Origin of the sequence: Paenibacillus sp. S-38 (assembly GCF_049942825.1) — a bacterium.
In the GTDB taxonomy this organism is placed as follows: domain Bacteria; phylum Bacillota; class Bacilli; order Paenibacillales; family NBRC-103111; genus Paenibacillus_G.
In genome coordinates this window covers 1,278,029-1,304,980 of the sequence record NZ_CP187970.1, presented here as the reverse complement: position 1 = coordinate 1,304,980, position 26,952 = coordinate 1,278,029, and the positions used below count along the sequence as shown (strand labels likewise).

Annotated in this window: 26 protein-coding genes and 1 riboswitch; of the genes, 14 read left to right on the top strand and 12 right to left on the bottom strand. The window is 58.9% G+C overall.

Translation table 11 applies throughout. The annotated features are described in order from the left end of the window. Window positions 1-146: 146 nt before the first annotated feature. The 7 genes from urtA (at window position 147) to ACP26L_RS06195 (ending at window position 6,463) form a co-directional block, all read left to right on the top strand. Window positions 147-1,415, top strand: a complete 1,269-nt coding sequence (urtA, locus tag ACP26L_RS06225) for an urea ABC transporter substrate-binding protein (protein ID WP_426451677.1) — start codon at window positions 147-149, stop codon at window positions 1,413-1,415. Between the two features lie 16 nt (window positions 1,416-1,431). Beyond that, window positions 1,432-1,572: a hypothetical protein gene (locus ACP26L_RS06220; RefSeq protein WP_426451675.1), complete on the top strand. Its 141-nt coding sequence runs from the start codon at window positions 1,432-1,434 to the stop codon at window positions 1,570-1,572. 14 nt (window positions 1,573-1,586) lie between these two features. Next, a complete protein-coding gene (gene urtB / locus ACP26L_RS06215; protein ID WP_426451674.1) occupies window positions 1,587-2,492 on the top strand; it encodes an urea ABC transporter permease subunit UrtB in 906 nt (301 codons plus the stop codon). Between the two features lie 39 nt (window positions 2,493-2,531). Then, window positions 2,532-3,638 (top strand): urea ABC transporter permease subunit UrtC, encoded by a 1,107-nt coding sequence (urtC, locus tag ACP26L_RS06210; RefSeq protein WP_426451673.1) that lies wholly within the window; start codon window positions 2,532-2,534, stop codon window positions 3,636-3,638. A 102-nt stretch (window positions 3,639-3,740) separates the two neighbouring features. Continuing rightward, window positions 3,741-4,538, top strand: coding sequence for an urea ABC transporter ATP-binding protein UrtD (gene urtD, locus ACP26L_RS06205; RefSeq protein ID WP_426451671.1), 798 nt, complete (start codon window positions 3,741-3,743; stop codon window positions 4,536-4,538). A 79-nt stretch (window positions 4,539-4,617) separates the two neighbouring features. Then, window positions 4,618-5,403 (top strand): urea ABC transporter ATP-binding subunit UrtE, encoded by a 786-nt coding sequence (urtE, locus tag ACP26L_RS06200; RefSeq protein WP_426454834.1) that lies wholly within the window; start codon window positions 4,618-4,620, stop codon window positions 5,401-5,403. A gap of 229 nt (window positions 5,404-5,632) precedes the next feature. Beyond that, the gene (locus tag ACP26L_RS06195; protein WP_426451670.1) at window positions 5,633-6,463 is read left to right on the top strand and encodes an aldo/keto reductase; all 831 of its coding nucleotides are present in this window, start codon (window positions 5,633-5,635) and stop codon (window positions 6,461-6,463) included. Window positions 6,464-7,088: 625 nt separating this feature from the next. Here ACP26L_RS06195 and ACP26L_RS06190 read toward each other — a convergent pair. From ACP26L_RS06190 to ACP26L_RS06180, 3 genes are all read right to left on the bottom strand, one after another. Next, window positions 7,089-8,741 (bottom strand): transposase, encoded by a 1,653-nt coding sequence (locus tag ACP26L_RS06190; RefSeq protein WP_426454832.1) that lies wholly within the window; start codon window positions 8,739-8,741, stop codon window positions 7,089-7,091. A 707-nt stretch (window positions 8,742-9,448) separates the two neighbouring features. Next, window positions 9,449-10,321, bottom strand: a complete 873-nt coding sequence (locus ACP26L_RS06185) for an SDR family oxidoreductase (RefSeq protein ID WP_426451669.1) — start codon at window positions 10,319-10,321, stop codon at window positions 9,449-9,451. 366 nt (window positions 10,322-10,687) lie between these two features. Next, a complete protein-coding gene (locus ACP26L_RS06180) occupies window positions 10,688-11,674 on the bottom strand; it encodes an NAD-dependent epimerase/dehydratase family protein (RefSeq protein WP_426451668.1) in 987 nt (328 codons plus the stop codon). 302 nt (window positions 11,675-11,976) lie between these two features. On the opposite strand from ACP26L_RS06180, the gene gerQ reads away from it, so the two are divergent. Continuing rightward, the gene (gene gerQ, locus ACP26L_RS06175) at window positions 11,977-12,696 is read left to right on the top strand and encodes a spore coat protein GerQ (RefSeq protein WP_426451666.1); all 720 of its coding nucleotides are present in this window, start codon (window positions 11,977-11,979) and stop codon (window positions 12,694-12,696) included. A gap of 154 nt (window positions 12,697-12,850) precedes the next feature. Here the strand turns inward: gerQ and ACP26L_RS06170 are convergent, their stop codons facing one another. Both ACP26L_RS06170 and ACP26L_RS06165 read right to left on the bottom strand, forming a co-directional pair. Beyond that, complete coding sequence (locus ACP26L_RS06170; RefSeq protein ID WP_426451665.1) at window positions 12,851-13,309, bottom strand: DinB family protein; 459 nt, start codon at window positions 13,307-13,309, stop codon at window positions 12,851-12,853. 91 nt (window positions 13,310-13,400) lie between these two features. After that, the gene (locus ACP26L_RS06165; RefSeq protein WP_426451663.1) at window positions 13,401-13,694 is read right to left on the bottom strand and encodes a hypothetical protein; all 294 of its coding nucleotides are present in this window, start codon (window positions 13,692-13,694) and stop codon (window positions 13,401-13,403) included. Window positions 13,695-13,900: 206 nt separating this feature from the next. Here ACP26L_RS06165 and ACP26L_RS06160 point away from each other — a divergent pair, with 206 nt between their 5' ends. Then, complete coding sequence (locus ACP26L_RS06160; RefSeq protein ID WP_426451661.1) at window positions 13,901-15,037, top strand: acyltransferase; 1,137 nt, start codon at window positions 13,901-13,903, stop codon at window positions 15,035-15,037. Between the two features lie 99 nt (window positions 15,038-15,136). On the opposite strand, the gene ACP26L_RS06155 is transcribed toward ACP26L_RS06160, so the two are convergent. Next, entirely contained in the window at window positions 15,137-15,436 is a 300-nt protein-coding gene (locus tag ACP26L_RS06155) for an HAD domain-containing protein (protein ID WP_426454830.1), read from the bottom strand. 134 nt (window positions 15,437-15,570) lie between these two features. Here ACP26L_RS06155 and ACP26L_RS06150 point away from each other — a divergent pair, with 134 nt between their 5' ends. Further along, the gene (locus tag ACP26L_RS06150) at window positions 15,571-16,017 is read left to right on the top strand and encodes a hypothetical protein (protein WP_426451659.1); all 447 of its coding nucleotides are present in this window, start codon (window positions 15,571-15,573) and stop codon (window positions 16,015-16,017) included. Window positions 16,018-16,259: 242 nt separating this feature from the next. Here the strand turns inward: ACP26L_RS06150 and ACP26L_RS06145 are convergent, their stop codons facing one another. Beyond that, window positions 16,260-17,192: an L-lactate dehydrogenase gene (locus ACP26L_RS06145; protein ID WP_426451657.1), complete on the bottom strand. Its 933-nt coding sequence runs from the start codon at window positions 17,190-17,192 to the stop codon at window positions 16,260-16,262. Between the two features lie 60 nt (window positions 17,193-17,252). Further along, window positions 17,253-18,044 carry a formate/nitrite transporter family protein gene (locus tag ACP26L_RS06140; RefSeq protein WP_426451655.1) on the bottom strand — a complete coding sequence of 264 codons (792 nt, stop codon included), beginning with the start codon at window positions 18,042-18,044 and terminating at the stop codon, window positions 17,253-17,255. Between the two features lie 446 nt (window positions 18,045-18,490). Here ACP26L_RS06140 and ACP26L_RS06135 point away from each other — a divergent pair, with 446 nt between their 5' ends. Together ACP26L_RS06135 and ACP26L_RS06130 are read left to right on the top strand one after the other, a co-directional pair. Further along, the gene (locus ACP26L_RS06135) at window positions 18,491-19,504 is read left to right on the top strand and encodes a pectate lyase family protein (RefSeq protein ID WP_426451653.1); all 1,014 of its coding nucleotides are present in this window, start codon (window positions 18,491-18,493) and stop codon (window positions 19,502-19,504) included. Between the two features lie 401 nt (window positions 19,505-19,905). Next, complete coding sequence (locus tag ACP26L_RS06130; RefSeq protein WP_426451651.1) at window positions 19,906-20,838, top strand: manganese-dependent inorganic pyrophosphatase; 933 nt, start codon at window positions 19,906-19,908, stop codon at window positions 20,836-20,838. A gap of 414 nt (window positions 20,839-21,252) precedes the next feature. Here the strand turns inward: ACP26L_RS06130 and ACP26L_RS06125 are convergent, their stop codons facing one another. The 4 genes from ACP26L_RS06125 to ACP26L_RS06110 all read right to left on the bottom strand — a co-directional run bounded on the left by ACP26L_RS06125 (window position 21,253) and on the right by ACP26L_RS06110 (window position 25,405). Beyond that, window positions 21,253-22,671 (bottom strand): HEAT repeat domain-containing protein, encoded by a 1,419-nt coding sequence (locus tag ACP26L_RS06125; protein WP_426451647.1) that lies wholly within the window; start codon window positions 22,669-22,671, stop codon window positions 21,253-21,255. Between the two features lie 222 nt (window positions 22,672-22,893). Beyond that, on the bottom strand, window positions 22,894-23,403 hold the full coding sequence (locus ACP26L_RS06120; RefSeq protein WP_426451645.1) for a hypothetical protein: 510 nt from the start codon (window positions 23,401-23,403) through the stop codon (window positions 22,894-22,896). A gap of 200 nt (window positions 23,404-23,603) precedes the next feature. After that, window positions 23,604-24,365, bottom strand: coding sequence for a YheC/YheD family protein (locus tag ACP26L_RS06115; protein ID WP_426451644.1), 762 nt, complete (start codon window positions 24,363-24,365; stop codon window positions 23,604-23,606). Window positions 24,366-24,430: 65 nt separating this feature from the next. Further along, window positions 24,431-25,405 carry an aldo/keto reductase family protein gene (locus ACP26L_RS06110; protein ID WP_426451643.1) on the bottom strand — a complete coding sequence of 325 codons (975 nt, stop codon included), beginning with the start codon at window positions 25,403-25,405 and terminating at the stop codon, window positions 24,431-24,433. 271 nt (window positions 25,406-25,676) lie between these two features. Here ACP26L_RS06110 and ACP26L_RS06105 point away from each other — a divergent pair, with 271 nt between their 5' ends. Further along, a complete protein-coding gene (locus tag ACP26L_RS06105) occupies window positions 25,677-26,405 on the top strand; it encodes a superoxide dismutase family protein (RefSeq protein WP_426451642.1) in 729 nt (242 codons plus the stop codon). A gap of 179 nt (window positions 26,406-26,584) precedes the next feature. Continuing rightward, entirely contained in the window at window positions 26,585-26,731 is a 147-nt protein-coding gene (locus tag ACP26L_RS06100; protein WP_426451641.1) for a hypothetical protein, read from the top strand. Between the two features lie 94 nt (window positions 26,732-26,825). Further along, a riboswitch (purine riboswitch) is annotated at window positions 26,826-26,924 on the top strand. Window positions 26,925-26,952: the final 28 nt, after the last annotated feature.

Here is a 26,952-nt window from a genome sequence, read left to right as displayed (position 1 = left end):
TCACAAACAATTTGTGTTAACTATATTGACACATAGGTTTCATTCCCCTATAGTAGGGCATGTGAAAAGCAAGGCTTCCTAACTTTTCCACAACACGGTACGCAGCTTCACATGGAGACACCAAACATTATGGGGGAGTGGAATCGATGAAATCTAGAAAAAGAGGACTCACCGCACTACTGGCCGTCAGCTTGTCGCTCTCGGCGATGCTGGCCGGCTGCGCCACCAAGCCTGCCGCCACAACCGGCTCCGGCACGGCAGCCGAAACCAAGACGGAGACGGCTGCCGCAGGCGGAGATACCGTCCCGGTCGGCGTACTTCACTCCCTGACCGGCACCATGTCCATCAGTGAGGTCTCCGTGCGCGACGCCACACTGATGGCGATCGAGGAAATCAACAAGGCGGGCGGCGTGCTCGGCAAGCAGATCAAGCCGATCGTCGAAGACGGCGCTTCAGACTGGCCGACTTTCGCCGAGAAGACGAAGAAGCTGCTGCAGAAGGACAAAGCCGTGGTTATCTTCGGCGGCTGGACTTCCGCGAGCCGCAAGGCGGTTCTCCCGGTCGTCGAGCAGAACAAGGGCCTCTTTTTCTACCCGGTGCAGTATGAAGGTCTGGAATCTTCGCCGAACATCTTCTATACCGGCGCGACGACCAACCAGCAGATCGTTCCGGCCGTCACCTGGCTGCTCGAGAACAAGGGCAAGAAGTTCTTCCTTCTGGGCTCCGACTACGTCTTCCCAAGAACGGCGAACAAGATCATCAAAGAACAGCTGAAGGCCGAAGGCGGCACGCTGATTGCAGAAGAATATACACCGCTTGGCCATACGGATTACAATACGATCATTTCGAAGATCAAGAAGGAGAAGCCGGACGTCGTGTTCAATACGCTCAACGGCGACAGCAACGTAGCGTTCTTCAAGCAGCTGAAGGACGCGGGCATCACCTCCAAGGATCTCACGACCCTCTCCGTATCGGTGGCCGAGGAAGAAATCCGCGGCATTGGCGCTTCCGTGCTCGAAGGCCACTACGCAGCCTGGAACTACTTCCAGACGACCGACACGCCGGAGAACAAAAAGTTCGTCGAGGCCTACAAGGCCAAGTACGGCAAGGACCGCGTCACCGACGACCCGATCGAAGCAGGCTACTTCGGCGTCTATCTGTGGGCGGAAGCGGTCAAGAAGGCCGGCTCCTTCGAGGTCGACAAGGTGAAGGAAGCCGCGAAGGGCATCGAATGGAACGCGCCGGGCGGCAAGGTCAAGATCGACGGCGAGAACCAGCATGTGTACAAAACGGTCCGCATCGGTGAGGTCCAGGGGGACGGCCAGTTCAAGGAAGTGTGGAATTCCGGGCAGCCGGTGAAGCCGGATCCGTTCCTGAAGACCTACCCTTGGGGGGCGGAAGTCACCAAGAAGTAACGCTTACAATCAAAAAATGAAGCTTCATTATAAGAACACCAAGCCACAGCAAAAGAACATCAAACAGCAGCAAAAGCCGCTCAAAGAGAGATCAGGGGCTGCCTCCGGGCAGTCCCTCGGTTTTCCCTCTCTTGAAGAGGATCGAATCGATACTTAAGGAGGCACTGCCCCATGAGCCTGCTCCTGCTTCAGCTGTTCAACGGCATCTCGCTCAGCTCCATCCTGCTCTTGATCGCCCTGGGCCTCGCCATCACCTTCGGCCTGATGAATGTCATTAACATGGCGCACGGCGAGTTCATCATGATCGGCGCCTACATGACCTATATGATCCAGGGGCTCTTCCAAAAGATGCTGCCCGCTTCGGCGTTCGGCTACTATTTTGCTCTCTCGCTCGTGGTGGCTTTCCTTGTGGCCGCCGCCATCGGATGGCTGCTCGAGAAGACGCTGATCCGCTTCCTCTACGGGCGGCCGCTCGACAGCCTGCTCGCCACCTGGGGCGTCTCCCTGGTGCTGCAGCAGCTGGCACGCACGATCTTCGGAGCGCCGAACGTCGCCGTGAAGGCGCCCGAATGGCTCGAAGGAGGACTCGCAATCACGGCCGAGCTGACCCTGCCGTATAAGCGGTTGTTCATTATCGCGCTGGTCATCGTCTGCATCACCGCGATCTATCTCTACCTCTACCACACGCGCGGCGGACGCAGCATGCAGGCCGTGATGCAGAACCGCGGCATGGCCGCCTGCCTCGGCATCTCCACCGGCCGCGTCGACGCCCTGGGCTTCGCGCTTGGCTCCGGGATGGCCGGCATCGCCGGCTGCGCCCTGACGCTGCTCGGTCCGATCGGCCCCTCGATCGGTACCTATTACATCGTCGACGCGTTCATGGTCGTCGTGCTCGGCGGCGTAGGCAAGCTGATCGGCACGGTCGCGGGTGCGCTCGGCATCGGAGTACTCAGCACCGCCTTCGAATACACGACGAGCGCCACGCTGGCCAAGGTGATCGTCTTCACGCTGATCATCGCCTTTCTCCAGTGGCGGCCTGCAGGCCTCGTTACCATGAAATCGCGTGCCCTCGATTAAGAACCCCACATTTTGATAAAAGGAAGGAGTGCTGACTTCATGCTGCTGCAAAGTTCCGGCACCAAGACCAAACTCATCCTCAGCGTGGTGCTGCTGGCCCTGATGCTGCTCGCCCCGATGCTGCTGTCCGAATTCCGGCTCTCCCTGCTCGGCAAGTTCCTCTCCTTCGCCGTGCTGGCCATGGGACTGGATCTCATCTGGGGGTACACCGGCATCCTGAGCCTCGGTCACGGCGTCTACTTCGGGCTCGGCGCCTACTGTATGGCGATGCACCTGAAGCTCGCCGCCTCTCCGGACGGCCTGCCCGACTTCATGTCGTGGAGCGGTGTGGAGCAGCTCCCCTGGTTCTGGGCCCCGTTTCAGTCGGCCGGCGCCGCCCTGCTGCTCGCCATCCTCGTACCGGTCATCGTCGCGTTCGCCCTCGGCTACCTGACGTTCCGCAACCGGATCCGAGGAACCTTTTTCTCCATCTTGTCCCAGGCGCTCGTGATCATCACGGTCACGCTGTTCGTCGGGCAGCAGGGCTACACCGGCGGCACGAACGGGCTCACGAACTTCGATACGTTCCTCGGCCTGAAGCTCGGCGATCCTTCCGTGAAGCTCCTGCTCTATTACATCACGATTGCAGCAGTCGGCCTGACTCTGCTGCTGTCCCTCTGGCTCGCTTCAAGCCGGCTCGGCAAAATTCTGGTTGCCGTGCGCGACGCGGAGAACCGTGTCCGCTTCATCGGCTACAACCCGGTAGCCTATAAAGTGTTCATCTACTGCGTATCCGCCGGGCTCGCCGGCCTGGCCGGCATCTTGTTCGTCCTGCAGGAAGGGATCATCTCCCCCGCTCAGATGGGCATCGTACCGTCGATCGAGATGGTGCTGTGGGTCGCCATCGGCGGCCGGGCCACCGTCATCGGAGCCATCATCGGCACGGTCGTCACGAACGCCGCGAAGACGACGTTCAGTGAAGCGTATCCCGAGTTCTGGCCGTTCCTGATGGGCGCGCTGTTTGTCGTCGTGACGCTCTTTTTCCCCAAAGGCATTGTCGGCACGCTTCAAGAGCTCGCGGACAAGTGGCGAGCAGGCCGTACCCGAAGCACCGAGCTGATCGGAGCCAAGGCGCTGGCCTACAGCGAGCCGTCCAAGCCGCAGTAGCGGCTCCGCTTTAAGGCAGGCAGGCGAAGCCGCTTGTAGCCCGCGCCGTGATTCACGGACCGCATCCCCAACCCCGGGAACCCCGAAAAAGGAGGAAGGCAGATGGCTATGCAGTATAATGAAACATCACCACGGAAAAACGTATCCGAGCCGATCGTCCGCGTAGAGAAGCTCGAGGTGAATTTTGACGGCTTCAAGGCCATCCGCGGTCTTGACTTCGCCCTCTCGGCCGGCGAGCTCCGCTTTCTCATCGGACCCAACGGGGCAGGCAAGACGACGCTGCTCGATGTTCTGTGCGGCAAGGTCAAACCGTCGCAGGGCAAAGTGCTGTTCAAGGAGCAGACCGATCTCGCCCGGCACCAGGAGCATCAGATTGCCCAGCTGGGCATCGGCCGCAAGTTCCAGGCCCCTTCCATCTTCGTCACACTGACCGTCCAGGAGAACCTGCTTCTCTCCATGCGGCAGAAGCGCGGCCTCCTCAGCACGCTGGTCGCCAAGACGACCCCGGAGCAGCGGGAGCGCCTGCACCACTATCTCGAGATGATCGGGCTCACCGGCAAGGCGAAGGAAAAAGCCGGCTCCCTCTCCCATGGGGAGAAGCAGTGGCTCGAGATCGGCATGCTGCTCATCCAGGAGCCGGAGCTGCTCCTGCTCGACGAGCCGGCCGCCGGCATGACCGACAGCGAGACCGAGAAGACAGGCGAGCTGCTGCACCGCATCTCCGACAAGCAGACCGTGGTGGTGGTGGAGCATGATATGGATTTTGTCCGACAGTTCGCGAAGACCGTGACGGTGATGCATGAAGGCACCGTGCTGTGCGAAGGAACGATGGCGGAAGTGCAGAACGACGACCGCGTGGCGGAAGTGTACCTGGGAAGGCGGGGCGAGCGCAATGACTGAGAGCAGAACGACGGGGAGCGGGATGGCGGAAAGTGGAAGGGTGGAGAGCAGCATGACGGATGGCAGGATGACTGGCAGCGTGATGGAAAGTACAAGGACCGAGAGTATAGTGAGGGAACCCCACGTACAAAGAGCTGCTGGTGCGGGATCCCAACCAGGCGGCAGCTTGGAGCTGCAGCATCTGGAGGCCGGCTACGGAGAGAGCATGATTCTGCGTGACGTCTCCCTGACCGTGAAGCCAGGCCAGGTCGTCTGCCTCATGGGGCGCAACGGCGTAGGCAAGTCGACGCTGATGAAAACCGTGATGGGCCTCATCAAGCCGAAGCGCGGCACGATCGCTTACGGCGGACAGAACTACACAAAGCAGCCGCCGGACCGCCGGGCCAAGGCGGGTATCGGCTATGTGCCGCAGGGCCGGGACGTCTTCCCGCAGCTGACAGTGGAGGAGAACCTGCTGCTCGGCCTGGAGGCGGCGGACGCCAGGCTGCGCCGGGCGGGTATTCCCCAGCACGTGTTCGACAAGTTCCCCGTGCTGAAGGAGATGATCCGCCGCAAGGGCGGCGACCTCAGCGGCGGCCAGCAGCAGCAGCTCTCCATCGCCCGGGCGCTTGTCTCGGAGCCGAAGCTGCTCCTGCTCGATGAGCCGATGGAAGGCATCCAGCCGTCCATCGTGCAGGATATCGAGCGCGTCATCGAGTCGATCAAGGCGACCCGGACGATGTCCGTCCTGCTCATCGAGCAGAGCCTGTCGTTCGCCACCTCGATCGCGGACTATTATTACGTGCTCGATAAAGGTGTCATCGTGGCCGAGGGCAGCTCGTCCGAGCTCAGCGAAGACCAGGTGCGCCGGCATCTGGCGGTCTAACCTGCAGGGCTTTTTGGCCCTGCGGGCCTTTTTTTGTTGATGGGGCCTCTGACCGGCGTATCCTGTACTACTCCCTCGCTGCCGCTGATTCAGCAGGCTCCCAGCGGGGTAATGGTCCATAATGTTCTGCGATTTTCAATGGCTTCTTCCGCTGTGCTAAAATGAACGGTGAAGGAGCCGCACGTTCGCTGTGCACCTTTATTCGATTCTCAGGGAGGGACAAGTATTCATGACAACCTATCAGCAAATCGGCGATAGAACACTCCTGCATGACGGCGTACATATGCCTTGGCTCGGACTGGGCGTTTGGCAAACCAAGGGCGACGAAGTCACCCTGGCGGTCACAAGTGCGATTGAAACCGGCTACCGTCTCATCGACACGGCCGCAGCTTACAAGAACGAGGAAGGCGTAGGCCAGGCCATCCGCGACAGCAGCATTCCGCGGGACCTGCTGTTCGTAACGACCAAGATCTGGAACGGGGATCAAGGCTACGACTCCACCCTCAAGGCTTTCGAGGAGAGCCGCAAGAAGCTGGGCCTGGAGGTCGTCGACCTGCTGCTGATCCACTGGCCGGTGAAAGGAAAATATAAAGATACCTGGAAAGCGCTCATCGAGCTGAAAAAGCAGGGGCATGTCCGTTCGATCGGCGTAAGCAACTTCCAGCCGCATCACCTGCAGGACATCATTGACGACAGCGGCGTAGTGCCGACCGTGAACCAGGTCGAGTTCCACCCGCTCCTCCAGCAGACGGAGCTGCGCGCCTTCTGCCGCCAGCACAACATCCAGCTGCAGGCCTGGAGCCCGCTGATGCAGGGAAACCTGGACGTGCCGCTGCTGGCCGAGATCGCCGAGAAGTACGGCAAATCGCCGGCCCAGGTCATCCTCCGCTGGGATCTGCAGCACGGCATCGCCACGATCCCGAAATCCGTGAAGAAGCACCGGATCGAAGAGAATGCGTCGGTCTTCGACTTCGAGCTCTCCGATGAGGATATGACCCGGATCGACGGCCTCAACCAGAACAAACGCTTCGGACCGGATCCGGACAACTTCAATTTCTAAGTCCCGGCCTTCCCTCTTGTACGCGGGTACATTGGGCTCAGGCCGTACAGGGTAACCGGTCAGCAAGCACGGTTGTGGGCGGATGCACTGTCGCCCCGGTGCCGACGGCCGACCGCAGCAGGCTTCACGGCCGGCAAAAAGAAAGCGCAGACCCTTGGGGTTTGCGCTTTCTTTTTGTATTGGCCCGGGGCTGGAGTCCGATGCAGAGACTCGTAGGGCATTAGCCCGTTCCGTCCCTATCGCACAATGCTCGAAGCAGGCTTGCAGGCATTGCTCTCTTTGTTCCGGCTCACCTCAGGCTCCATGCGAGGCTTCGCCAGACTGAAAGCGAGCGGAGCGGATAGGATCCATCCACCTCAGCACGGCATCCCATAAATAGCGGAACCAAGATGCCTTATCGCCTTATTTCCCGGCATTTCCCAGAAAATAGAGGAACTCAGATGCCTTATTAGTCTCCCTCCAGTCAAAATACAGGGGTATCCCCTGAAATAGCGAACTTCAGGAGAGTGTCGATTTATTCTCCCACGTATGGCTCCCTCATCTGCAAGAATGGAAAATCGGCAGAATAATGAGGTATAGAGGTTTATACGACCGCCCATTTGGTGCCTTTTGCCACTTACTGGCTTCATTGAACCTGTAAAACGGGCAGCACCAAACAAGGGGGACGTTTTCTAACGAACCCCAAGGTCAGTGGATTTCTTTGTTTTACGAGTTGTTTGAGGTTGACTACCATGCTTACGACTTTCACGTACACGCGGCGTCTCTCTCTTGTGTAAGTACGGGCGTGCCCGAGGCCGTTATGGTTTTTCAACTCGTTATTCTTGCGTTCGATCGCATTGCGCTTTTGGAAGAGTTTTTTAGCTTCTTCAGTCTTATTGAATGTCTTGGCCTCTTGAAATTCGTTGTAATAGTCGCTAATGAACACGGTCCGCCCCTGCACACTTGTTGTGCACTGCTCCCGAAGGCTGCAGGTATGGCAGACTTGCTTTGGAAAACTGTACTGCGTTCCTTCAAGGTGGCGATTGTAGTTTTTCTTCTGGGTAACTTGTCCTGCGGGACAAGTTACAGCCTCACCTTTCGAATCATAAGTAAACTTTTCGTTCGAGTACAAGCCCGTAGAGTTATCGCCCACAGCCTGAAGAGGTGCCGCAAATGTAATCCCCTCGGTTTTCAAATGGCGGCGGTGGTAACCACGGCCGTATGCGGAGTCCGCTACGACAGAGTGAGGCTTCACATCATGCTTCTGCTGTACTGCCTTCAGCAGTTCCTGCAAGCGGTGTGCGTCGGTCTCATTGCCCGCGACGGGCTCGGCCAGGAGCACCATGTCGTTGGCGGCAGACATGATGACTTGGATTTTGTCCCCTCTGTAAGTGATCGAACGTTTCTTGCTCACTCGCGCATCGGGGTCCATGCTGCTGAGCAGTTGGTTCGCAGGACGTTCTTTGCGCGGGCGTTTGCGGTAGGCCCGATCGGGATCATTCGGGTCCTCCGGGTCACCGGGCAAGGTATTCTCGGTTAGAATGCGGAATAGAATCGCTTGTCTCTCCAGGGAAGTCAGCTGCCGATCACGGTTCTTCCAGGACCAAAACACTGCACGTACGGCTTCCTTTTCAAACCAATGCAGCAGTCCGTAAGCAAGCACAACCAACCGGCTGAACGAAGCGGCAATGTCTTCCGGATTGGCTTTTGCAGGCAGCTTTTGAGTCAAGGGCTGCAGGTCCAATTCGCGTCCAAGCTGCCGGTACAGTGCGGGGTGGGCACGTTTGAGATGATTGACTACCCGAAGAATCGCTTGCTTAATAAGCCGGTAAGCGGACAAACGAGCAATATGTCCGTTCGTATGAAATGAATCGATCAGCCAGACGTCCTCATTGTCGCCCCACAGCCCCTTTTGCTTCGCTTGGGCTAGAATATGATGGTGGCAGGCGTCGAACAGCGCAGAACCCATTCGTTCCCGGTCCAGCCCGATCGTGCTGTGATCGAATCCAATAAAGCTTACAGGCAAACCCAAAAACCGTTTGATGAACAAATCGCCGATCACGCGTTCTTCCATCTCACGGTCCGATAAATTGTAATAACGCTGCACAATATGCAGTTTCAGCTTCAGGGAGGGGGCATACGGCCTTGGCCCACGTGTGGAGTAGAGCGGTGCACAGATTTCATCGGCGAAACTGAAGTCGAGCAGTTCGGCTGCACGACTCCAGACCGGATGCTCGGGCAAGACCGAATATACCTCCAAATCGGCAAATGACATCTGATCTAATTGTTTGTACCGCACCTGCTTCAACCGAGCCGCCTCCTCTCACAATAAACACATTATACCATTAGCAGTGTGCGAGAGGATGTAATTAATCGACACTCTCTTCAGTTCCTCTATTTCAAATATGCCCCTCCTTTTGCCAAACATAGAGCATCTGAGTTCCGTTATTCTCACTTTTCCTCCCGACGGGACTGTACGGAGGCGCTGAATCTGCTAGGCCTCACCTTGGGGTCGGCTAAACCCACCCACAATTATGGGGTGGGGACTATCGGCGTTTGCACTGCGGCGTTTGCTGCTTCCTTCTGACTACCACTGCCCTGGTCCGGCCGCAATCCCGACACCATCTTCTCCACCCTGTCAGCCAGCCGCCCTCCCCGCCCTTACCACAGCATCCGCTGCACGATGCGCTCGTCCCAGCGCCAAGGCAGCAGTGACCGCCCGCGTCTGCGCAGCCTGCTCCTCGTCTGGGCCGCCTACATGCCGCCTTCGCGGCTCTCATCTCAGCATCCGCCGCACGATACGCTCGTACCAAGGCCACGGCAGCAGTGAACGCCCACATCTGCGCAGCCTGCTCCCCGGCTGGTCCGCCTACCTGCCGCCTTCGCGGCCCTTACCACAGCATCCGCTGCACGATGCGCTCGTACCAACGCCACGACAGCAGTGACCGCCTACGTCTGCGCAGCCTGCTCCTCGGCTGGGCCGCCTACCCGCCGCCTTCGCGGCCCTCATCTCAGCATCCGCCGCACGATACGCTCGTACCAGCGCCAAGGCAGCAGTGACCGCCCCAGCAGCGAGAGCGCCACCCCCCTGCCGAGCGGATACCGCAGCTTAGGCCGCGGATGGCGTAGGATGCGGAGTACCGCATCCGCAACCTCCTGAGGATCGGGCGCGGTCTCGGCGGTCCGCTGCGAATAGCGCAGCACCGATTGGAGCTCGCCGTGGTAAGGCGATCCTTCCGGGGTATGGATGCCTTCAAAGCCCTTGCGCCAGATCTCGGTACGGTATGCTCCCGGTTCGAGCAGCACTACATCCACACCATACGGCTGCATCTCCAGCCTCAACGCTTCGCTGAACCCCTCCACAGCGAATTTCGATGCGGCACAAGGCCCGTATCCCGGGAAGCCGGCCCGACCGCTAATCGAGGAGATATTCATAATGCAGCCGTTCCTCTGTTCCCTCATTACCGGCAGAACCGCCCGCGTCAGGGCCACAAGCCCAAAGAAGTTGGTCTCGAACTGGGCCCGCCAGGCCTCCATCGGAATGTCCTCCGTATAGCCGCCGACCGCGAATCCCGCGTTATTCACCAGGACGTCTATACGGCCGTAGTCTTCGGCCACCTCCCGCACGGTGCGCCGCACCGCATCTTCGTCGCAGACGTCGAGCTTCCTGCAGTCCACCCGTTCCTCCGCTCCTGCCCGGCGGGCTGCCTCCAGCAGACTCTCTTGCTTAGACAAGTCACGCATCCCCGCAATGACCCGGTAGCCCTCGGAGACCAACGCTGCCGCAATACGCAGCCCTAAGCCGCTCGAAGCTCCTGTTACCAGTGCCACCCGGCTCCTGCCGCCCGGCCCGTCTACTTCTGACCCGCCGCTTCTCATGCCAGCGCCCCCTCACTCTCATTCCCATATTCCGTATTGTGTCACATGCGAAAAAAGGATTCCAGCAGGCTGCACATTCAGCACGTTGGATCCAGGCCCATTAAGCTCTTACCGATGATCTATCCTGCGCCCTGCTTGGGTATACTTGCCAGCCGGACCAGCCCCTCGATTTCATTCCCGCTCTCCCCATGGTGTCACTTGCGGAAAAAGGAATCCAGCGGGCCGCCTCTTCAGCAGCGTGATCCGCCAGGCCCCCTATGCCCCAACCCGTCTGTCATGTGCCCCGTCAGGAGGCCGGCACAGCTCCTCACGGGATGTATCGCCAGTCTCCGTCCTGTATCTCCAGCCCCCTTCCTTCGCTGTCCGTCAAGCTCCCTGCCAGGAGGCAGCCAGCCGGGCCAGCCCCTCCGCCGCGGCAATACGCGGTTCATAGCCCAGCTCATCCCGGGCCGCCCGGATGTCCAGCGTCTGGCTGCGCCCCAGGACACCGACCATATAGCGGGTGAGCAGCGGCTCCGGCCGCCCGCCCCGCAGCGTGGAGGCCGCTTCCATTGCTGCGGCCAATCCGTATGCCGCCTTGTAAGAGAGCGGTCTGGTCTTCAGTATCTCGCCCAAGGTGCCGAATACCCGCGGCAGCAGCTGAGCCAGGCGGGCCGCCTCCCCGTTCGAGATATTGTAAACCCGTCCGAGCGCCGATGACGGTGCCGCCTGGCAGAGCAGCAGTGCGTCGACCACATTGTCAACGAAGGAGTAGTCGACGACCGCCTGCCCGCCGTTAATCAGCGGCAGTCCCATACGGGCATTCGTCCGGAGCAGCCTGGTCAACAGTGCCCCTCCCCCTTCTCCCGCGATGAGCTGCGGCCGGATCGTTACCACAGGCAGGCCGAGCCGGCCCGCCGCTTCCACCTCCAGCTCCGCGAGCCGCTTCGTCTGCAGATAAGCGTTCGCCATCCGGGCGGGCAGCGGACTGCTTTCGGCCACTCCCAGCCGGTCCGTGTAGTCGAAGTACACTCCCGCCGTAGAGACATGAACCAGCCGACCCACATCATGCCGCAGACATCCCCGCAGCAGATGCCGAGTCCCCTTGACATTCGTGTCATAGAATTCGCGGAAGGGCCCCCAGAGCGAAGTCCGTGCCGCACAGTGAAAGACGGCATCCATCCCTGCACAGGCGGCTCCGGTCCGCACCCTGTCACCCAAATCCATCTTGATAAAACGAATCCCCCGCTTCTGCAGCCTGCGCCCTCTCTCCTCCAGCCGCCCTGCTGCGGTCACATCCCACCCCAGCATGGCCAGCCGTTCCGCCAGACGTCCTCCAAGGAACCCGGTTCCTCCGGTCACCAATGCCCGCATCTCTCACCATTCCATTCGACATTCTTATCTTTATTGTAAGAAATTCGAATGCCGCCGTAAGTACTAACTTCCCCTAGTACCGCGAAACGGTGAACCGCCCTCAAAAAAATCAATCTCCCCCCAGTCAAGAATTCTGGGCGCACCTCATAGAATGAATCGTGTGCCTACCGCAGTAATCCTAACGATTGCCGGCGAAGAGTTCCAAACGGCCGCTTCAAGCTTCCTGCAACACTGTCCGGCCGTGTCATGCATTCCACTTAAGCAGCGTCAAGCTGCGAGTCCTGAGGAGGTTCCAACAAACCATGTACAACAACCCCTATCCTACCGGCTCGGGCCCTATAGGCTATCCCGGCTACCCTTCCGTTCCCGGCGGCGCGCAGCCTTCCGGCCAAGGTTTCCCGGGTGGAGGCTTCCCGCCCGGCTATCTGCAGCCCGGGGCTCCGGGAGCGCCTTCGCTCCCGACAGGACCTTCGGTTCCGGGCCAGCTCCCTATCGAGCAGTCGTACATCGAGAACATACTTAGGCTGAACCTCGGCAAGATCGCTACGCTGTATATGACCTACGAGAACAACTCCCAGTGGAACGCGAAGATTTTTAAAGGCAGACTTGAAGCCGCAGGCCGCGATCACATCATCATCAGTGACCCGGCGACAGGAATGCGCTACCTTCTGCTCATGGTGAACCTTGACTACATTACGTTCGACCAGGAGCTACAGTACGCGCCTTCCTTCGGTGGTGGTCTCAGCGGCGGCGGTCTCGGCGGCGGTGGTCTCGGTGGTGGCGGCCTCGGCGGCGGGGGCCTCGGTGGCGGCGGTCTTGGCGGCGGCGGCCTCGGTGGCGGCGGTCTTGGTGGCGGCGGTCTTGGCGGCGGTCTCGGCGGCGGTGATCTCGGCGGTGGCGGCCTCGGTGGCGGCGGTGGTACGGGCGCTGGTGGTATGGGCGGCGGTCTCGGCGGCGGTGGTATGGGCGCCGGTGGTATGGGCGGCGGCGCCGGAGGTGGAGGAGGAACCGGCGGCAGGTAAACCCGGACCGGTCCACCCGCCCCCCCAGGACAGATCATTTTCAGGGCAAGCTTAACAGGCGGAACGCTGCTGCGTTCCGCCTGTTGTTTTGGACAGCCGAGCGTTCACCGCCTGCCCCTCCGGCTCCTACCGAGCCAGGGTGCTCTTAATCTCTTCAATCAGGGCCGTATGGCCGAGCATATGCAGGGCCAGAAGCTTTCCACTGCTCCACGCTCCGAACCCCGAAGACCGGATGCGCCATGGAGCAGCCGCTGTCCTGCCGGGCAGCCGGCACCGACGAGAAGACAGTCTCCAGCTGCGCAAGGGACTCGCCGAGCCGCTGTCTCGCTTCTTCCACACTGCCGAGCCGCCCGGACGGATGGCCGGAGGGCGGGGCATTGTATTTGACGGAACGGTCGAGCAGACCCGCAAGAACCTTAGGCGGCACGGCCGCCCCCGCAGGAGCCTGAAGCACTCCGTGCAGCGCCTCCGCCACGAACATCTCCATGGCATACAGATGCTCGAGGTTGCCGAGCACCGACCAGCCCTCTCCGATCCGCGCATCGAGCTGCGCCTCGGTCAATCCTGCTGCGCTTTTCCACAGTTCCCGCCTTGCTTCCTGCAAGGATGCCAACCCCGCCGCCTTCCCATATGTACCTTATTTTGGATGATGCCCCATTGTATAAGAAAGCGGAAGGCGGTGTAAACCTCCGGCTCAGCAGGGCTCAGCCATTCAACCCGACAAGGATGAGCAGCTTCCCCGCTATGAGCACCAGGCCCATCAATGTCCCTACGAAGAAAAGAAATAATAAAACCGTAACCATCTTCCTGACCCGTCCGCGGATCGGTTCATCAATCATAAAGGTGAGGACGACCGTAAGCAGAATCAGCAGGGCATATCTCCACATATACGGAACGCCGAAGGCCATCGAGAGACCGTAGAGCAGCGAAGACGGGTACATCAGGTACTTCGTTTTCAAGGTCATGTCTTCGTTTGTCTTTTTTACCTGTGGGATCAACGTTCAAGCCCTCCATTTAATGAAACCGGATAGTACTGCAGCTTCTAAGCTATATGTCTGCAGGATGAAATCATTCCTCTATCCATTCATTATAAACGAACCTTCGTCATCCTGGGGCTCTACGGCCGATTCCAAATCCAGGAGGTGAAAAAACACATCGAACCCCCTATAATGAAAGGCATGCTTAACGTAAAGAAGGAGAACCCATGCGCCCAAGAAAGCCTGTCATTGAGGAGATCGATTATCTCCGCGGATTTGCCTTCCTCGCCGTGGTGATGCAGCATGTTGTCGGCCATTACGCATTCGAGCCGAAGCTGCAGCTTGCGGACGGGGTCCTGCTCGGCATCCTGCTGCTGCTCGCGAAGTTTGCCGTGCCCCTGTTTATTTTCATCACAGGCCTGGTCCTGTTCTACAATTATGATTCGGGAGTGGCCTATGGGCCCTTCCTCCGGAAACGGAGCAGGGACATTCTGCTGCCCTACCTGCCGTGGGCCATCCTGTATGCATTCATCGTCATGGGGGCAGCCGCTTTCACGTCCGGGGAGGGCCTGTGGAAGTTCAGCCGTCTCCTCTTCACCGGAGAAGCTTCATACCATCTCTGGTACGTTGTGATGACATTCCAGCTCTATCTCTTCTTCCCGCTTCTGCGCAAAGCCGTGCTGTGGCTGGACCGCCGGGCAGGCCGCGCCGGCGCAGCCCTGCTCGTTCTCGGAGGGGTGCTCTATGTCTGGTATTCAGGGCATCACAGCCTTGTGGACGAGACGATGATCGGGCTGCAGATCCCGATCCTCTCGGATCTGTTCGGGGATTACAGGGACCGCAACGCCTGGTACTTCCTGTACTACTTCGTGCTTGGGGCGGCGGCCGGACTGTATCTGCCCAGGTGGAGGGAGTGGATTGTACGGCGGCACTATGCCATCATCGGCGCCTATGCAGCCGTCATCCTCTACCTCCTGTACCGGATCGTCTCGCACTTCGAGCTTCAGCCGGAGCTTGTCATGCGCTACAATGATACGTTTCTCGTCCAGCCGCATATGGCCGTGTTTTTGATCGTTTCCGTGGCGGCCATGCACGCCTTGTCCATCCGCTTCGCGCAGCATGCCCCTGCCGGCTTGAAGCGGATCATCAAGCAGACGGGCTCCTGCTCTTACACTGCCTATCTGGCGCACGCTCTAGTGCTCCAGGCCGCCGTGTGGGCCGCGGACCTGACCGCCCCGTTCACCTCCGTCCTCTTGCGGACGGTGCTCTCGTTTCTTTTCTGTGCCGCCGGCTCAGTCGGCTTGGCCCTGCTGCTCCGCCGGGCGGCACAGGCTTGGCGAAGCGGTAGAGCGAAGTCCGCTTAGCACCATTTGGCGTCGTCCCTGCATACTCGGCAAACCCAAAAGCCCCTCCTCCCGCAGCAATGGGATTAGGGCTTTTGGGTTTGCTTTTTTCATTTTGCCTCAGGCTGACAATCGTCTTACCGCTTCTTCCTTGATCTCTTCGGTAATGCCCGTCTGAAACTCCGTTTCGATCAACCACCCCCGCAGGCTTCCCATTTCCTCTTCATCATCCAGGATGATGTAGTTCTCGATCTCCATCCCGGAGCCTTCCGTAGTCCGGAGGTAAGCCTCGATTTCCCTGCCGCGGATCTGGTCCTCCAAGACCGGAGTCATCCCCACGACTCCGGATATTCCGTTGATTTCGAAGATCGATTGCAGCTGAAGAAGCATTCTCCCTTCTCTCCATGAAGAAACGACAATATGCCTGACTTACTCACACATCTATCGAAAACAAAACAATACATAATTTATTAATAATAGAATTTATTGTAATTTTTGGAATAATAGTATATTATCAAATTGTAATATATTACATATTTTAGGAGGAAATGTTCGTGACAATTTTTAAAAAAGTATTTTCTACAAGTATCTTGGCAGCCGCTCTTCTGATGGGTGCACAATCCGCTTTCGCAAGTGATGGAATCGCTGATTCTAGAAGCACCGCAACGCTGCTGCCAATAGATTCTGCAGCCGTTGGTACTATCTCCGACAGTACAGATGTTGATTACTTCTACTGGACTAACAATACGGGCTCTGACGTAAGTTGGGGCGAAATTACCCTGTATCCAGGTTCCAGAAACTATGACATTGAATTTACCCATGTCATGTCTAAATATAACAACTATGAGTACTCCTTCGTTGGAGACGATCATGGAGTAGGCTTAAGTGATCAGGTAGGGGTTTCTCCTATTTATGCTGGCGATACTGTCTATTTCAAAATCTATGGGCATGATTCTTCCCAGTACGGTACCCAGCCTTATACAATCTCTTTTACCAGATAATTTATTTACTATGTTACTATCGCCATCTCTCAGAGCACTTGGCTGGGGGATGGTTTTTTAGTCTATACCCAATTCAGTGCATTGGGCCGATATCTACTTGTACTCTCTTGCTAATAATGAATCTGATGCCTTTCTAACCTTTTCTTCAAATATTGACGAAGGAGACAAAAAAGCCCGCCACCACCTTCTGCTCTATGCAGAAGCGGTGACGGACAGGCTTCCCATCGCCCAGCTTGCTAAGGTTACAGCCCGATCGAGCCCAGAACGCCCTTCAGCTTGTCGGCCGACGCCCGCAGGCGCCGCCTCTCCTCCTCCGTGATCTGCAGGTCCAGGACCTGACGGACGCCGGTACGGTCGACCACGCACGGTACACCGAGGTACACGTCCGAGATGCCGTGGTAGTCCTTGAGCAGCGTCGACACGTTCAGCACCGCCGCTTCGCTGCGGAGGATGGCCGTGCAGATCCGGTCGAGCGCCAGAGCAATCGCATAATACGTAGCGCCCTTCGCCTCAATGATTTGGTAGGCGGCGTCCCGCGTATTCGTGAAGATCTCTTCCTTCTTCTCATCGCTAAGCGAGAGCTGGCCGCCGGCGATGTTGGAGAGGCTCCACAGCGGGAGCTCCGAATCCCCATGCTCGCCGACAATATGGGCATGCACGCTCCGCGGGTCCACCTGCAGCTCCTGGCCGATCAGGTACCGGAAGCGGGCGCTGTCGAGCAGCGTACCCGAGCCGATGATACGGTGGGCCGGCCAGCCGGTTTTTTTCCAGGTGAGATAGCTCATGACGTCCACCGGATTCGAAGCGACGAGCAGAATGCCATCCTTGTTGTACTTCAGCACCTGGTCCGTGATGCTCTCCAGAATCGCCGCGTTGCGCTTCAGCAGATCGATGCGCGACTCCCCCGGCTTCTGGGCCGCGCCGGCCGTAATGATCACGATATCCGCATCGCGGCAGTCCTCGTAGGTACCCGCCCATACATCCGTATAGCCGAGGAACGGCATGCCGTGGTTCATATCGAGCGCGTCGCCCTTCGCTTTCTCCGCATTCGCGTCGATCAGGACGAGCTCATCCATCCGCCCCCTGAGCAGCAGCGTGTAGGCGGTTGTCGACCCCACGGCGCCGGTGCCGATCACGACGATTCTTGTCTTTTTCGAATATGGCGTTAGGTTCATACTCCATTACCCCTTTATCATCATAATCATTTCAAACTCACTACCCTGCTTCTTCGGAACTTACCGTCCCGCTTCTTCGGATGAGGCTCCGCTGTTCATATAATGATAGAGCATACCCATCATGACTCCGCCGCCGATCATATTGCCGAGCGTGACCGGGATGAGATTGTGGAAGACACCCGTCCACGAGATCGTCCCCGAATGGTTCAGCACGAGAGCGATCGCGAAGGTGCACATGTTGGCGATGCTGTGCTCGTAACCCGAGATGAAAAAGCAGAAGACGAAGAGCATCATCGCGAACATTTTGGCACCATCGCCCTGCAGCTTCATCGGAATGAAGAAGGCCATGCAGACAAGCCAGTTGCACAGGATCGCCCGGAAAAACAGCTCGAGCGCGGGCGTATTCATTTTCTTATCGACGACGCTCAGCAGGAAGCCGTTCACATGGGAATCGTGATACAGGCCGGTAGCCAGGATCAGCATGGCAAAAGCGGCTGCTCCCAGCGCATTCCCCACATAGCTGCATCCCCAGATCCGCAGCGTTTCCCTCCAGGGGATGCTGCGCCTCATGGAAGCCAGCGAGAAGTAGAACGTATTGCCGGTGAAAAGGTCGCCCCCTCCGTAGTAGATCAGAATAATCGCGGCGCCGAACGTCAGAGCGGCCACCGGGTAAGCGAAGGGCGAATGCTCGAGATAAAAGTAATTGCCCGTCTTGAACGCCACAATCACCCCAAAGCCGATGAACATGGCGGCCAGCATGGAACGGAGGATGAATTTCATCGGGTTGTCCCGGAGAATCCCCCACTTATGCAAGGCCAACTCCTCTACCTTTGCCAGTGCACCGTTTTCCATGGCCAGCTCCCCTTCCGCCTTGTCTGTTGAAGAGAATATAACACGGCTTCTCAAAACAAAGATGTGAAACAGATCACAAGCCAGGGGCCGATTGGACTTCCTCCCGGCGAAGCGAGCGGATACCCAGGTTCCGGCTAATCATTTGATTGGCTTTTGGGCGGGGGTGGCTGAGAAATCGGCGTGCGGGGCGGTGATATACCTCACAGGGGGCGGCCGCTGAACCGTCACAACATTGTTATATTAAGGAAAACAAGGAAGTTAAAAACAGAGGATTGCGTGAAATCGCTGCGTAAGCCTACGATGGAGGCGCAGGGAAACTGCCGCACACGGCACCGCCCCTGCAGATGACGCCCAAGAAGGAGGTGCTCCTGAGTCCAAGCTGCTCCGCGACATCATGCTTGTGCTGTGCCGCACCCGTCCCAACTACATTCAATGGAGGAATGATGATGCGTAATGAAGTTTTGAAGAAAAGTGGAACCGCTTCCCTGACCGCCGCCCTGCTCGCTGCCCTTGTATTGGCCGTACCCGCTCAGGCCGCTCCGAACTTCAGCCAGGTCGGCTTCTCTACCTTGAACGGGGGTACAACCGGCGGAGAAGGCGCGAACGCCGTGACCGTGACCGTCAGCACGGGTGCCGCCCTGCAGGCAGCCATCAAAGCCAAGGATCCGAATAAGCCGCTCAAGGTGTACGTGAACGGCACGATCACCCCGTCAAACTCCTCGGGCTTGTCCAAGATCGACATCAAGGACGTCAATAACGTCTCGATCTACGGTGTGGGAACCACCGGCGAGTTCAACGGCATCGGAATCAAGATCTGGCGCGCCAACAACGTCATCGTGCGCAATCTCAAGATCCACCATGTCCGGACCGGCGACAAGGACGCCATCTCGATCGAAGGACCGGCCAAGAACATTTGGGTCGACCACAATGAGCTCTACAACTCCCTGAATGTCGATAAAGACTACTACGACGGCCTCCTTGATGCCAAAGGCACCGGAGCGGAGTACATCACCTTCTCCTGGAACTATCTGCACGACAGCTGGAAAACCTCGCTGGTCGGCTCCTCCGACAGCGACAACTATGACCGCAAAATCACATACCACCACAACCGCTGGGAGAACGTCAACTCGCGGACGCCGAGCTACCGTTTTGGCACGGGACATGTCTTCAACGACTACTACTACAACATACTGGAATCCGGCATCAATTCCCGCATGGGTGCCAAGCTGCGCATTGAGCATAACCATTTCGAGAAGGTGAGCAACCCCATCACTTCCCTCGACAGCGATGCCATCGGCTACTGGCATGTGGTAGGCAACAAGTTCGTGAACTCGACCGGCAGCCAGCCGACGACCTCGACCACGACGTTCACCCCTCCATACAGCTACACACTGGATGCGGTCGATAACGTCAAGGCACTGGTCACGCAGTACGCCGGCGTGGGCAAAGTCAATCCGTAACACCGCCGGCCACCCGGCGGCGATGGGAAAGCAGGCGGGCAGGACGGTTCCCCTCCTCCCGCTCTTCCAGGGATAACCGTTTCGCGAATCCGAAGCAAGGCGTCTGCATGCGTTTCCGGTTCGTTAAGTCGGGCTGGGACCAAGCCGTATCGCAGCTATGGTACCTTCCTAAACGGTACAAAAGCGGCCACCCCTTCGTGGGAGAGGCCGCTTTTGGGTTATGGGATGACCGCCCCGAATTCCATCCCGATTTTGCAGCGATTCCGACATTTTCTTGACACTTGCCGATTATCTAGGTATTGGAATTGGAATAAGGAGGTTTTAGGGATATAATCTAGTAGGAGTTTGGAATCTATGGTACAATTTCTACGATAAAAATGACGAACAAGGGAGATAAGATCATGGAAAAAACATTGATTTTCGGTCATAAGAACCCGGATACCGACACCATCTGCTCCGCCATCGCTTATGCAGAGCTGAAGAAAGAGCTCGGCCAGAACGTGGAAGCCGTACGCCTCGGCAGCGTAAACGGTGAAACCCAATACGCGCTGAACCAATTCGGCGTAGACGCACCGCGTCAAGTCGAGACCGTTGCAGGCGAAACGAAGAGCGTCATCCTCGTCGACCACAACGAACGCCAGCAGAGCGTAAGCGACATCGACCAGGTGCGCGTGCTGGAAGTTATTGACCACCACCGGATTGCTAACTTCGAGACAAGCTACCCGCTCTACTACCGCGCAGAGCCAGTTGGCTGCACGGCTACGATCCTGCTCAAGATCTACAAGGAGAAGGGCGTGTCGATCCGCAAGGAAGTCGCAGGCCTGATGCTGTCCGCGATCATCTCCGACTCCCTCCTCTTCAAATCGCCGACTTGCACGGAAGAAGACGTTGCGGCAGCACGCGAGCTGGCCGAAATCGCAGGCGTGAACGCCGAGAGCTACGGCCTCGAGATGCTCAAAGCCGGCGCGGACCTCAGCGACAAGACGATCGCCCAGCTGATCTCCCTCGACTCCAAGGAATTCACGATGGGCTCCTCCAAGGTCGAGATCGCTCAAGTCAACGCGGTTGACGTGAACGACGTGCTCTCCCGCCAGGACGAGCTGGAAGCCGCTCTGAACGCGGTTATCTCCGAGAAGGGTCTTGACCTGTTCGTCTTCGTGGTAACGGACATTCTCAACAACGATTCCGTTGCACTGGCACTCGGAAGCAAGACGAACGCCGTTGAGAAAGCTTACAACGTATCGCTCGAGAACAACAAAGCCCTTCTCAAAGGCGTGGTTTCCCGCAAATCGCAGGTTGTGCCTGTGCTGACGGAAGCCTTCAACAGCCTGTAAGAAGCAGCGGTACCTTGAGGCCCTGCGATTACATAAAAACGGACCTTCGCTTGAAGTGCGGAGGTCCGTTTTTCTCATTATAGGGGCGGAGGGATGCCCCGCCCTCAGCATAGAGTGCGAGGGCAGTGGCCGGCCTGGTGAAGGCGTGGCCGCAGGCCGGACCGGGGCTCGTAAGCACTACGCCGGCACGGTACGGCAGGCCGATGCGGCTTATCCCGGCCGATAAGCCGGGCAGGAGAGCCGGCGGTATGCCAGGCGAAGTGCCGTCCCGGCGGCTCCATCCGGGCTTCCCGCTCCGGCTCATGGGCACAGCGTCACAGCGGCCGCTGCTTGCGGGAACCGCCCGCGTCGCCGATCCGCCCGGCGGCACGACCGTCGGGCGGACCGCCGACCAAGCGGCTCCCTCCGCTCCGCTTAAGGATAAAACGTGCTCTGAGGCGTCGTGCTCGGGCACCAGCGCGAGTTCATCAGGAACCGGATCAGCGTGTCCTTCGCCTGCTCCGTTCCGATGTAATGCAGCGCTTCGGCCGCGTGGCCCCGCACATAGCGGTTCTCGTCCTCGAGCGCGGCTGCGAGCTGCGGCACCGCCGCTTCGGCCGGTGCGCCGAGGCGCGCAAGCGCCAGGCCGGCGGTGAAGCGCACCTGCACGTCGGCGTCCTCGAGGCAGCGGGTCAGCCCCGCGACCGCCTCCGCCGCCGGCGCGCCGATGAGGCCGAGCGCTTCGGCGACGGCGCGGCGCACTTCAGCCGGCGCGCCCGCCTCGAGCAGGCGGTTCAGCGCCGGCACGCTGCCGGCGGCGAGGTGCCGCAGTTCGCCGAGCGCGAACGCGGCATACTCGGCCGTGTGCGGCTGCGGGCTGCCGAGCGCGGCGGTCAGGCCGCTCACGGCTTCGGCGCCGGCAGCCGACAGGCCGTACGCCGCCAGCCGGGAAGCGCGCCCGCTGCTCTGCGCAAGTGCCGCGAGCAGCGCCTCCACGCCCGGACCGCCCATACCGGCCAGCGTGTACGCGGCGTTGAGCGCATCCGGCTCGGCCGCTTCCTCCAGCTGCGCCGCCAGCTCCGCCGCACGGCCGGCATCCGCCGGCTGCGTACCGGCCAAGGAGCCGACCCGCCCGCAGAGCCAGTTCCATGTCTCCTCCCACAAGAGATCATGCTCAAGGATCTCCGTGCTGAATGCGGCAGGCCGCCTCCATCCGGCTTCCCGGTGGTCCCAGCTCGGGGCGGCCGGCGCCTGCGTCCGCATGAACTCGAACTTGAGCATATAGCGCTCCTGCCCGAGCAGATTCGGTGTCGAGCGGTGCCAGATGTCGTAATGGATCAGCGCGAAGGTCCCCGCCTTCCCGCTGGCAAGCGCCTCTCCCGGCACCTCATCCCCTTCGAAGACCCGCGACTCGTAGTTCTGGGTTCCCGGCATAATCCCCGTCGGGCCGAGCTCGACAGGCGTGTCCTGCGGGAAATACATAATCATCGCCCACCACGGGTGGTGGTTGCGCATCCGCTGGTAGCCCCAGTAGCTGTCCTTGTGCCAGCCTCCCGCCTTCGGCGAGGCATTGAAATGCCCATGCCGGTGGGTATGCATCAGGTACCCGGGGCCGAGCACGCTCGTCAGTGCCCCCGTAACGATCGGATGGTCGAAGATCATCTGCACCTCGCGGATTCTTGGCAGGAGGTTATTCCCCGGGTTGCCCTCTTTCTCGTAGACATGCGTCAGCTGCTCAAGCAGGCTGCGGTGGAACGCTTCGGGAAAATCCGTCTGTAAAATGAGAAACCCTTCCGTAATAAAAGTTCGCATCTGCTCATCGCTGAGCAATACCGGCTGCCGTGCTTTTTCCATCTCGATCCCTCCCGGAATGTGACTGCTTCTTGCTCTTGACTCTGGTTCCATTATAGGAGGGGAACAGCCGGCGGAACATAGACAAAGCTAAGCCGTATTTGCACAATCCTAAGCTTCCCGAAGACAAATCCTACGCCGCCATCCCGCAAATGCAAAAAGAACCGCCGGCATCTTCTCCGGCAGCTCTCGCTCTCATGACAGCATGCATGTTCAGTTGTGCGTTTACGGAATGTACTGCTGAATGATCCGCACTACCTGTCCCTTCTCCACAACGAGATGGTACGGATACTCCTGCAGGTAAGGCTCGGCCTTCAGAATCTCGGTGAACCGCTGAAGGGAGACCTGCTCGTTCCACTGGATGTCGGCACCGCCCGGCTCACCGGTCCGGTTGTAGATCTGCATCAGCACCTGCGCGTCCGGATGGACGGGGAGCGAGCGCAGCCTCGGATTGTCGTTGACAATATAATAACCGTTCGGCGCCGTGCTCAGGCCCGAATCAGGTTCCTTTTCCGTGAACACCCGGTCGGCTTCGGCTCCTTCATACCACTGGATATAATCGGCCGTAAGGTACAGGCTCCCATCCTCCTGGTAGGTCAAGCCGGTAACATAAGCCGGATGCGTGTCGGGACTTGGGGGGACGGGGGTATAGCCGCCGCCGCTCGAAGCGAGCGCAGCTACAGGGACAAGGAGAGATAAGATCAGCGCATAGAGTACAAGGTGTACTTTGTTCATGGATGCGGCTCCTTTGAATGGGGTTATACTCATCATTACACGTTTGGAGCCGTTTGAAAACAAGCTCCGGTCCCCTGCACCCCAAAAATTTTTGTGGGCCATCCGCTCTACCCCCGTCTCCGCCTCTCTAGGGCTGCCGCCATTTCCCCCTGCTGCGCAAGTGAGACTCCCAGCCCCCTGTGCCGCCCAGTCCCTGCCGCCTACCGGCCGTCCTTTCTTCCGTACTGCCTGGCGTATCGCCGAATCCGGTAGTACATGCTCTTGTTCTTAAGCGCCTTAAGCGGATAGTACTGCGGCCGCGTGTTAACCTCGAGGATCCACATGCGGCGGCTGCGGTCGATCGCCACATCAAGTCCGAGCTCCCGGAAGCCTTTGCGGTGCCGGTCGAAGCACCGTCCGGCCTTCGTGCCCATCCGCTTCAGCTGCCATTTCATGCGGACCCGCCGCCCTTTGGGGATTCCCGCTCCCTTCAGCACTTCGGGAAGCAGCTCAATGCGGCCCCCCTGGTTATAGTTGTTGACCACTTTGCCGGGTCTGCCGAGCTTAGCGAAAATCCCTGTCGACAGCCACCTGCCGCTGCGGGTCTTCTGCACCATGACGCGCAGATCGAACGGCCTGCCCCGGCTCTTCAGCAGATGTATGCCTCGCTGCAGCAGATAGGGACGTCTTCCGGCAAACCGTTTCAGCTCGGCATGCAGACCCGCGAGCGACGGCAGCACCTGCTTCTTATGCCCATGGTGCAGCCGATACTTGCCGGAAGATAGCCGCTCGATCCGTGCGATCCCGTTCCCGCCGGAGCCCCGGGTCGGCTTGAAGTACACGGAGGAGGGATAGCGCTTCAGCATCGTCTGCAGAGCACTCCTCGTAAAAGGCTTCGTGTCGGGAACGCGGGACTTCAGCGGCTTGCTGCCCAGCAGCCATTTGGTTTTTCCCCACTTGTCGTTGTAAGTCAGACTGGTCACGTTGATGCGCAGCCTCCTTTCTCCACAGTGTACGCCAAGCTCCTCCGTTTGCCTCCGCCTCTGCCCTACCTCGCCGGTGCGAAGTCGCGGACTTCGTGCAGAATGCTCTCGATCTCGCTCAGGAGGTCCTCCGGGAGCTGCGTCTCCACCGCCTTCACATTCTCCTCGATCTGGACCGGACGGCTCGCGCCGATGATCGCCGAACTGACCTCCGGCCGGCGCAGCACCCAGGCTAGGGCAAGCTGGGACAGCGTCAGGCCCGCACGCTCCGCCGTACCTTCGAGCTTCTGCACGCACGCCAGCACCCGCTCCTGCAGATAGCTGCGGATGACGCCGTTCACCTGATCGTTGGCCGCACGGCTGTTCTGCGGCAGTTCGGCCCCCGGCTTGTACTTGCCGGTGAGAACGCCCTGCGCCAGCGGAGAGAACACAACCTGGCCGAGCCCGTTTCTGGCGCTGACCCCCATCACATCCCGCTCAATATAGCGCTCGAACATGTTGTAGATCGGCTGATTGGCGATCAGCGGCCGCAGGTTCAGCCTCCGGCCGATCTCCGCGGACTCCGCGATTTGGGGTCCGCTCCACTCGCTGACGGCCGCATAGAGGATCTTGCCTTGGGCCGTCAGGTCATCGAGCGCCCGGAGCGTTTCTTCCAGCGGCGTCCCCTCATCATAGCGGTGGCAGAAGTAGATATCGATATAATCGGTGCCGAGACGCTTCAGACTCGCTTCGCACTGCTCCATGATATGCTTGCGGGACAGCCCCCGGTCGTTCGGACCGCTGTCCATGGGGAAGTAGACCTTCGTCGAGAGCACATAGCTCGAGCGCCGGTAAGGCTTCAGGGCCGCCCCCACCGCCTCTTCGCCGGCTCCCCGGTTATACGCATTGGCGGTATCGAAGAAGTTGATCCCGTGCTCGAAGGCGGTCCGGATGCAGGCGTCCGCCGCTTCCTGCTCCGCTGCCGTACCATACGTCAGCCAGCTTCCGAGCCCGATCTCGCTGACCTGAATGCCGCTGTTTCCTACGCGTCTATATTTCATAGTATTCCTCTTCCTTCCATTCCTGGGTTTAGAGTTTCATCGTTTCCGGTTCATCATCCGATGGGACACCGCTTTCATTGCAGTACAGCGCTATTATAGCTTGGCGGCGGGGGAGGCGGATAGTACGCAATTCCGGGAAACCTAGTTACCTTTACGAAAGTCTCCCCCACCTCCCCCCGAGGATTTCAGCAAAAGTTGATCGGTCCTCTATGGTATAGTAGGATAGAATTTGATATATTCCTACATTTTCCTACGAATTGGAGGATTCCCCATGTCCCGAAAGTACGGCAAGAAGCATATGGCCGCCGCCTTCCTGTGCGGCACGCTCTTTTTCTCCGGCTTATCCTACGCCGCGACGCAGTCGATCGATGTCTCTTTCCCGAAGCTGAAGTTCTTCGTGAACGGCGAAGACAAGACGCCGGAAGCTGAATTCGACAACAACGGCACGAAGGTTCCTTCCTCGCTGGTCTACGAGGGCACTACCTACGTTCCGCTGCGCATGGTCGGCCAGATGGTGACCGAAGCGGTCTACTGGGACGGCAATACGTCTTCCGTCTCCATCGGCCAGCCGCATGTACTGTTGACGGACGCCGCAGGCAAGAGCATCGGCAGCGCCGTACTGACAGCCGCCCCGCAGGGCGTCTCCGTCAAAGTCAGCGTATCCGGACTGACGCCGGGCCTGCACGGCATTCACGTGCATCAGTCGGCCATCCAAGGCAGCGACTTCAAGACGGCCGGCGGGCACTTCAACCCGGAAGGCAAGCTGCACGGTCACGATAACCCCGAGGGTGCCCACATCGGCGACCTGGTGAACCTCGAAGTGAAGGCGGACGGGACGGCCGAAGCCGAGCTGCTCGTGGAAGGCGCTACCTTGACGGCAGGCGATGAGCACTCCCTGCTCGGCAAGTCGCTGATCATCCATGCGGCTGCAGATGACTACAAGACCGATCCGTCCGGCAACTCCGGCGACCGTATAGCCGGGGGCAACATCCCGCAATAATCTCTTGTCCGTTTCGTCTGCTGTTTTTTTGTTCGGCTTCACTCAGCCTGCCGGGGTCCATCCATACCTGGCGGGCTTTTCCTCATGTTCGGACCGTGCGGGCACTTCAGCGGCCGCCAGCCGGCCATCTGGATAATTTGGCCTCCGGCAGTCCATGCTATAAGGCGGAGGTGATCCCCATGGATGAGCAGAAAGAAAGAATTACATCGGTCGACCCCAAGACAGGAGAATCCCATGAAGTCAACCTCGTGCTTGATCACGACGGTCCGGGCGGCATGAAGCTTACTACGGAGCCGGTGCAAAGCGAGAACAAAGAAGGCCGCTGATTTTCAGCAGCCTTTTTTATTTGGGCTCGTCCGCTAAATAACGAACATTTATTGTTGACGGAGTATTAACGTTCGACTATTATAAGGGTGAAGTGATGATTTCATATCGATCAGTCGTATATCTTCGGGAATTGGCCTGAAGGTCTCTACGGGGAGCCTTAACTTCCCAGCTACGACCGGGTTCTTTTGCAGTACCCGGCGAAGCTGGGATTTTTATTTTG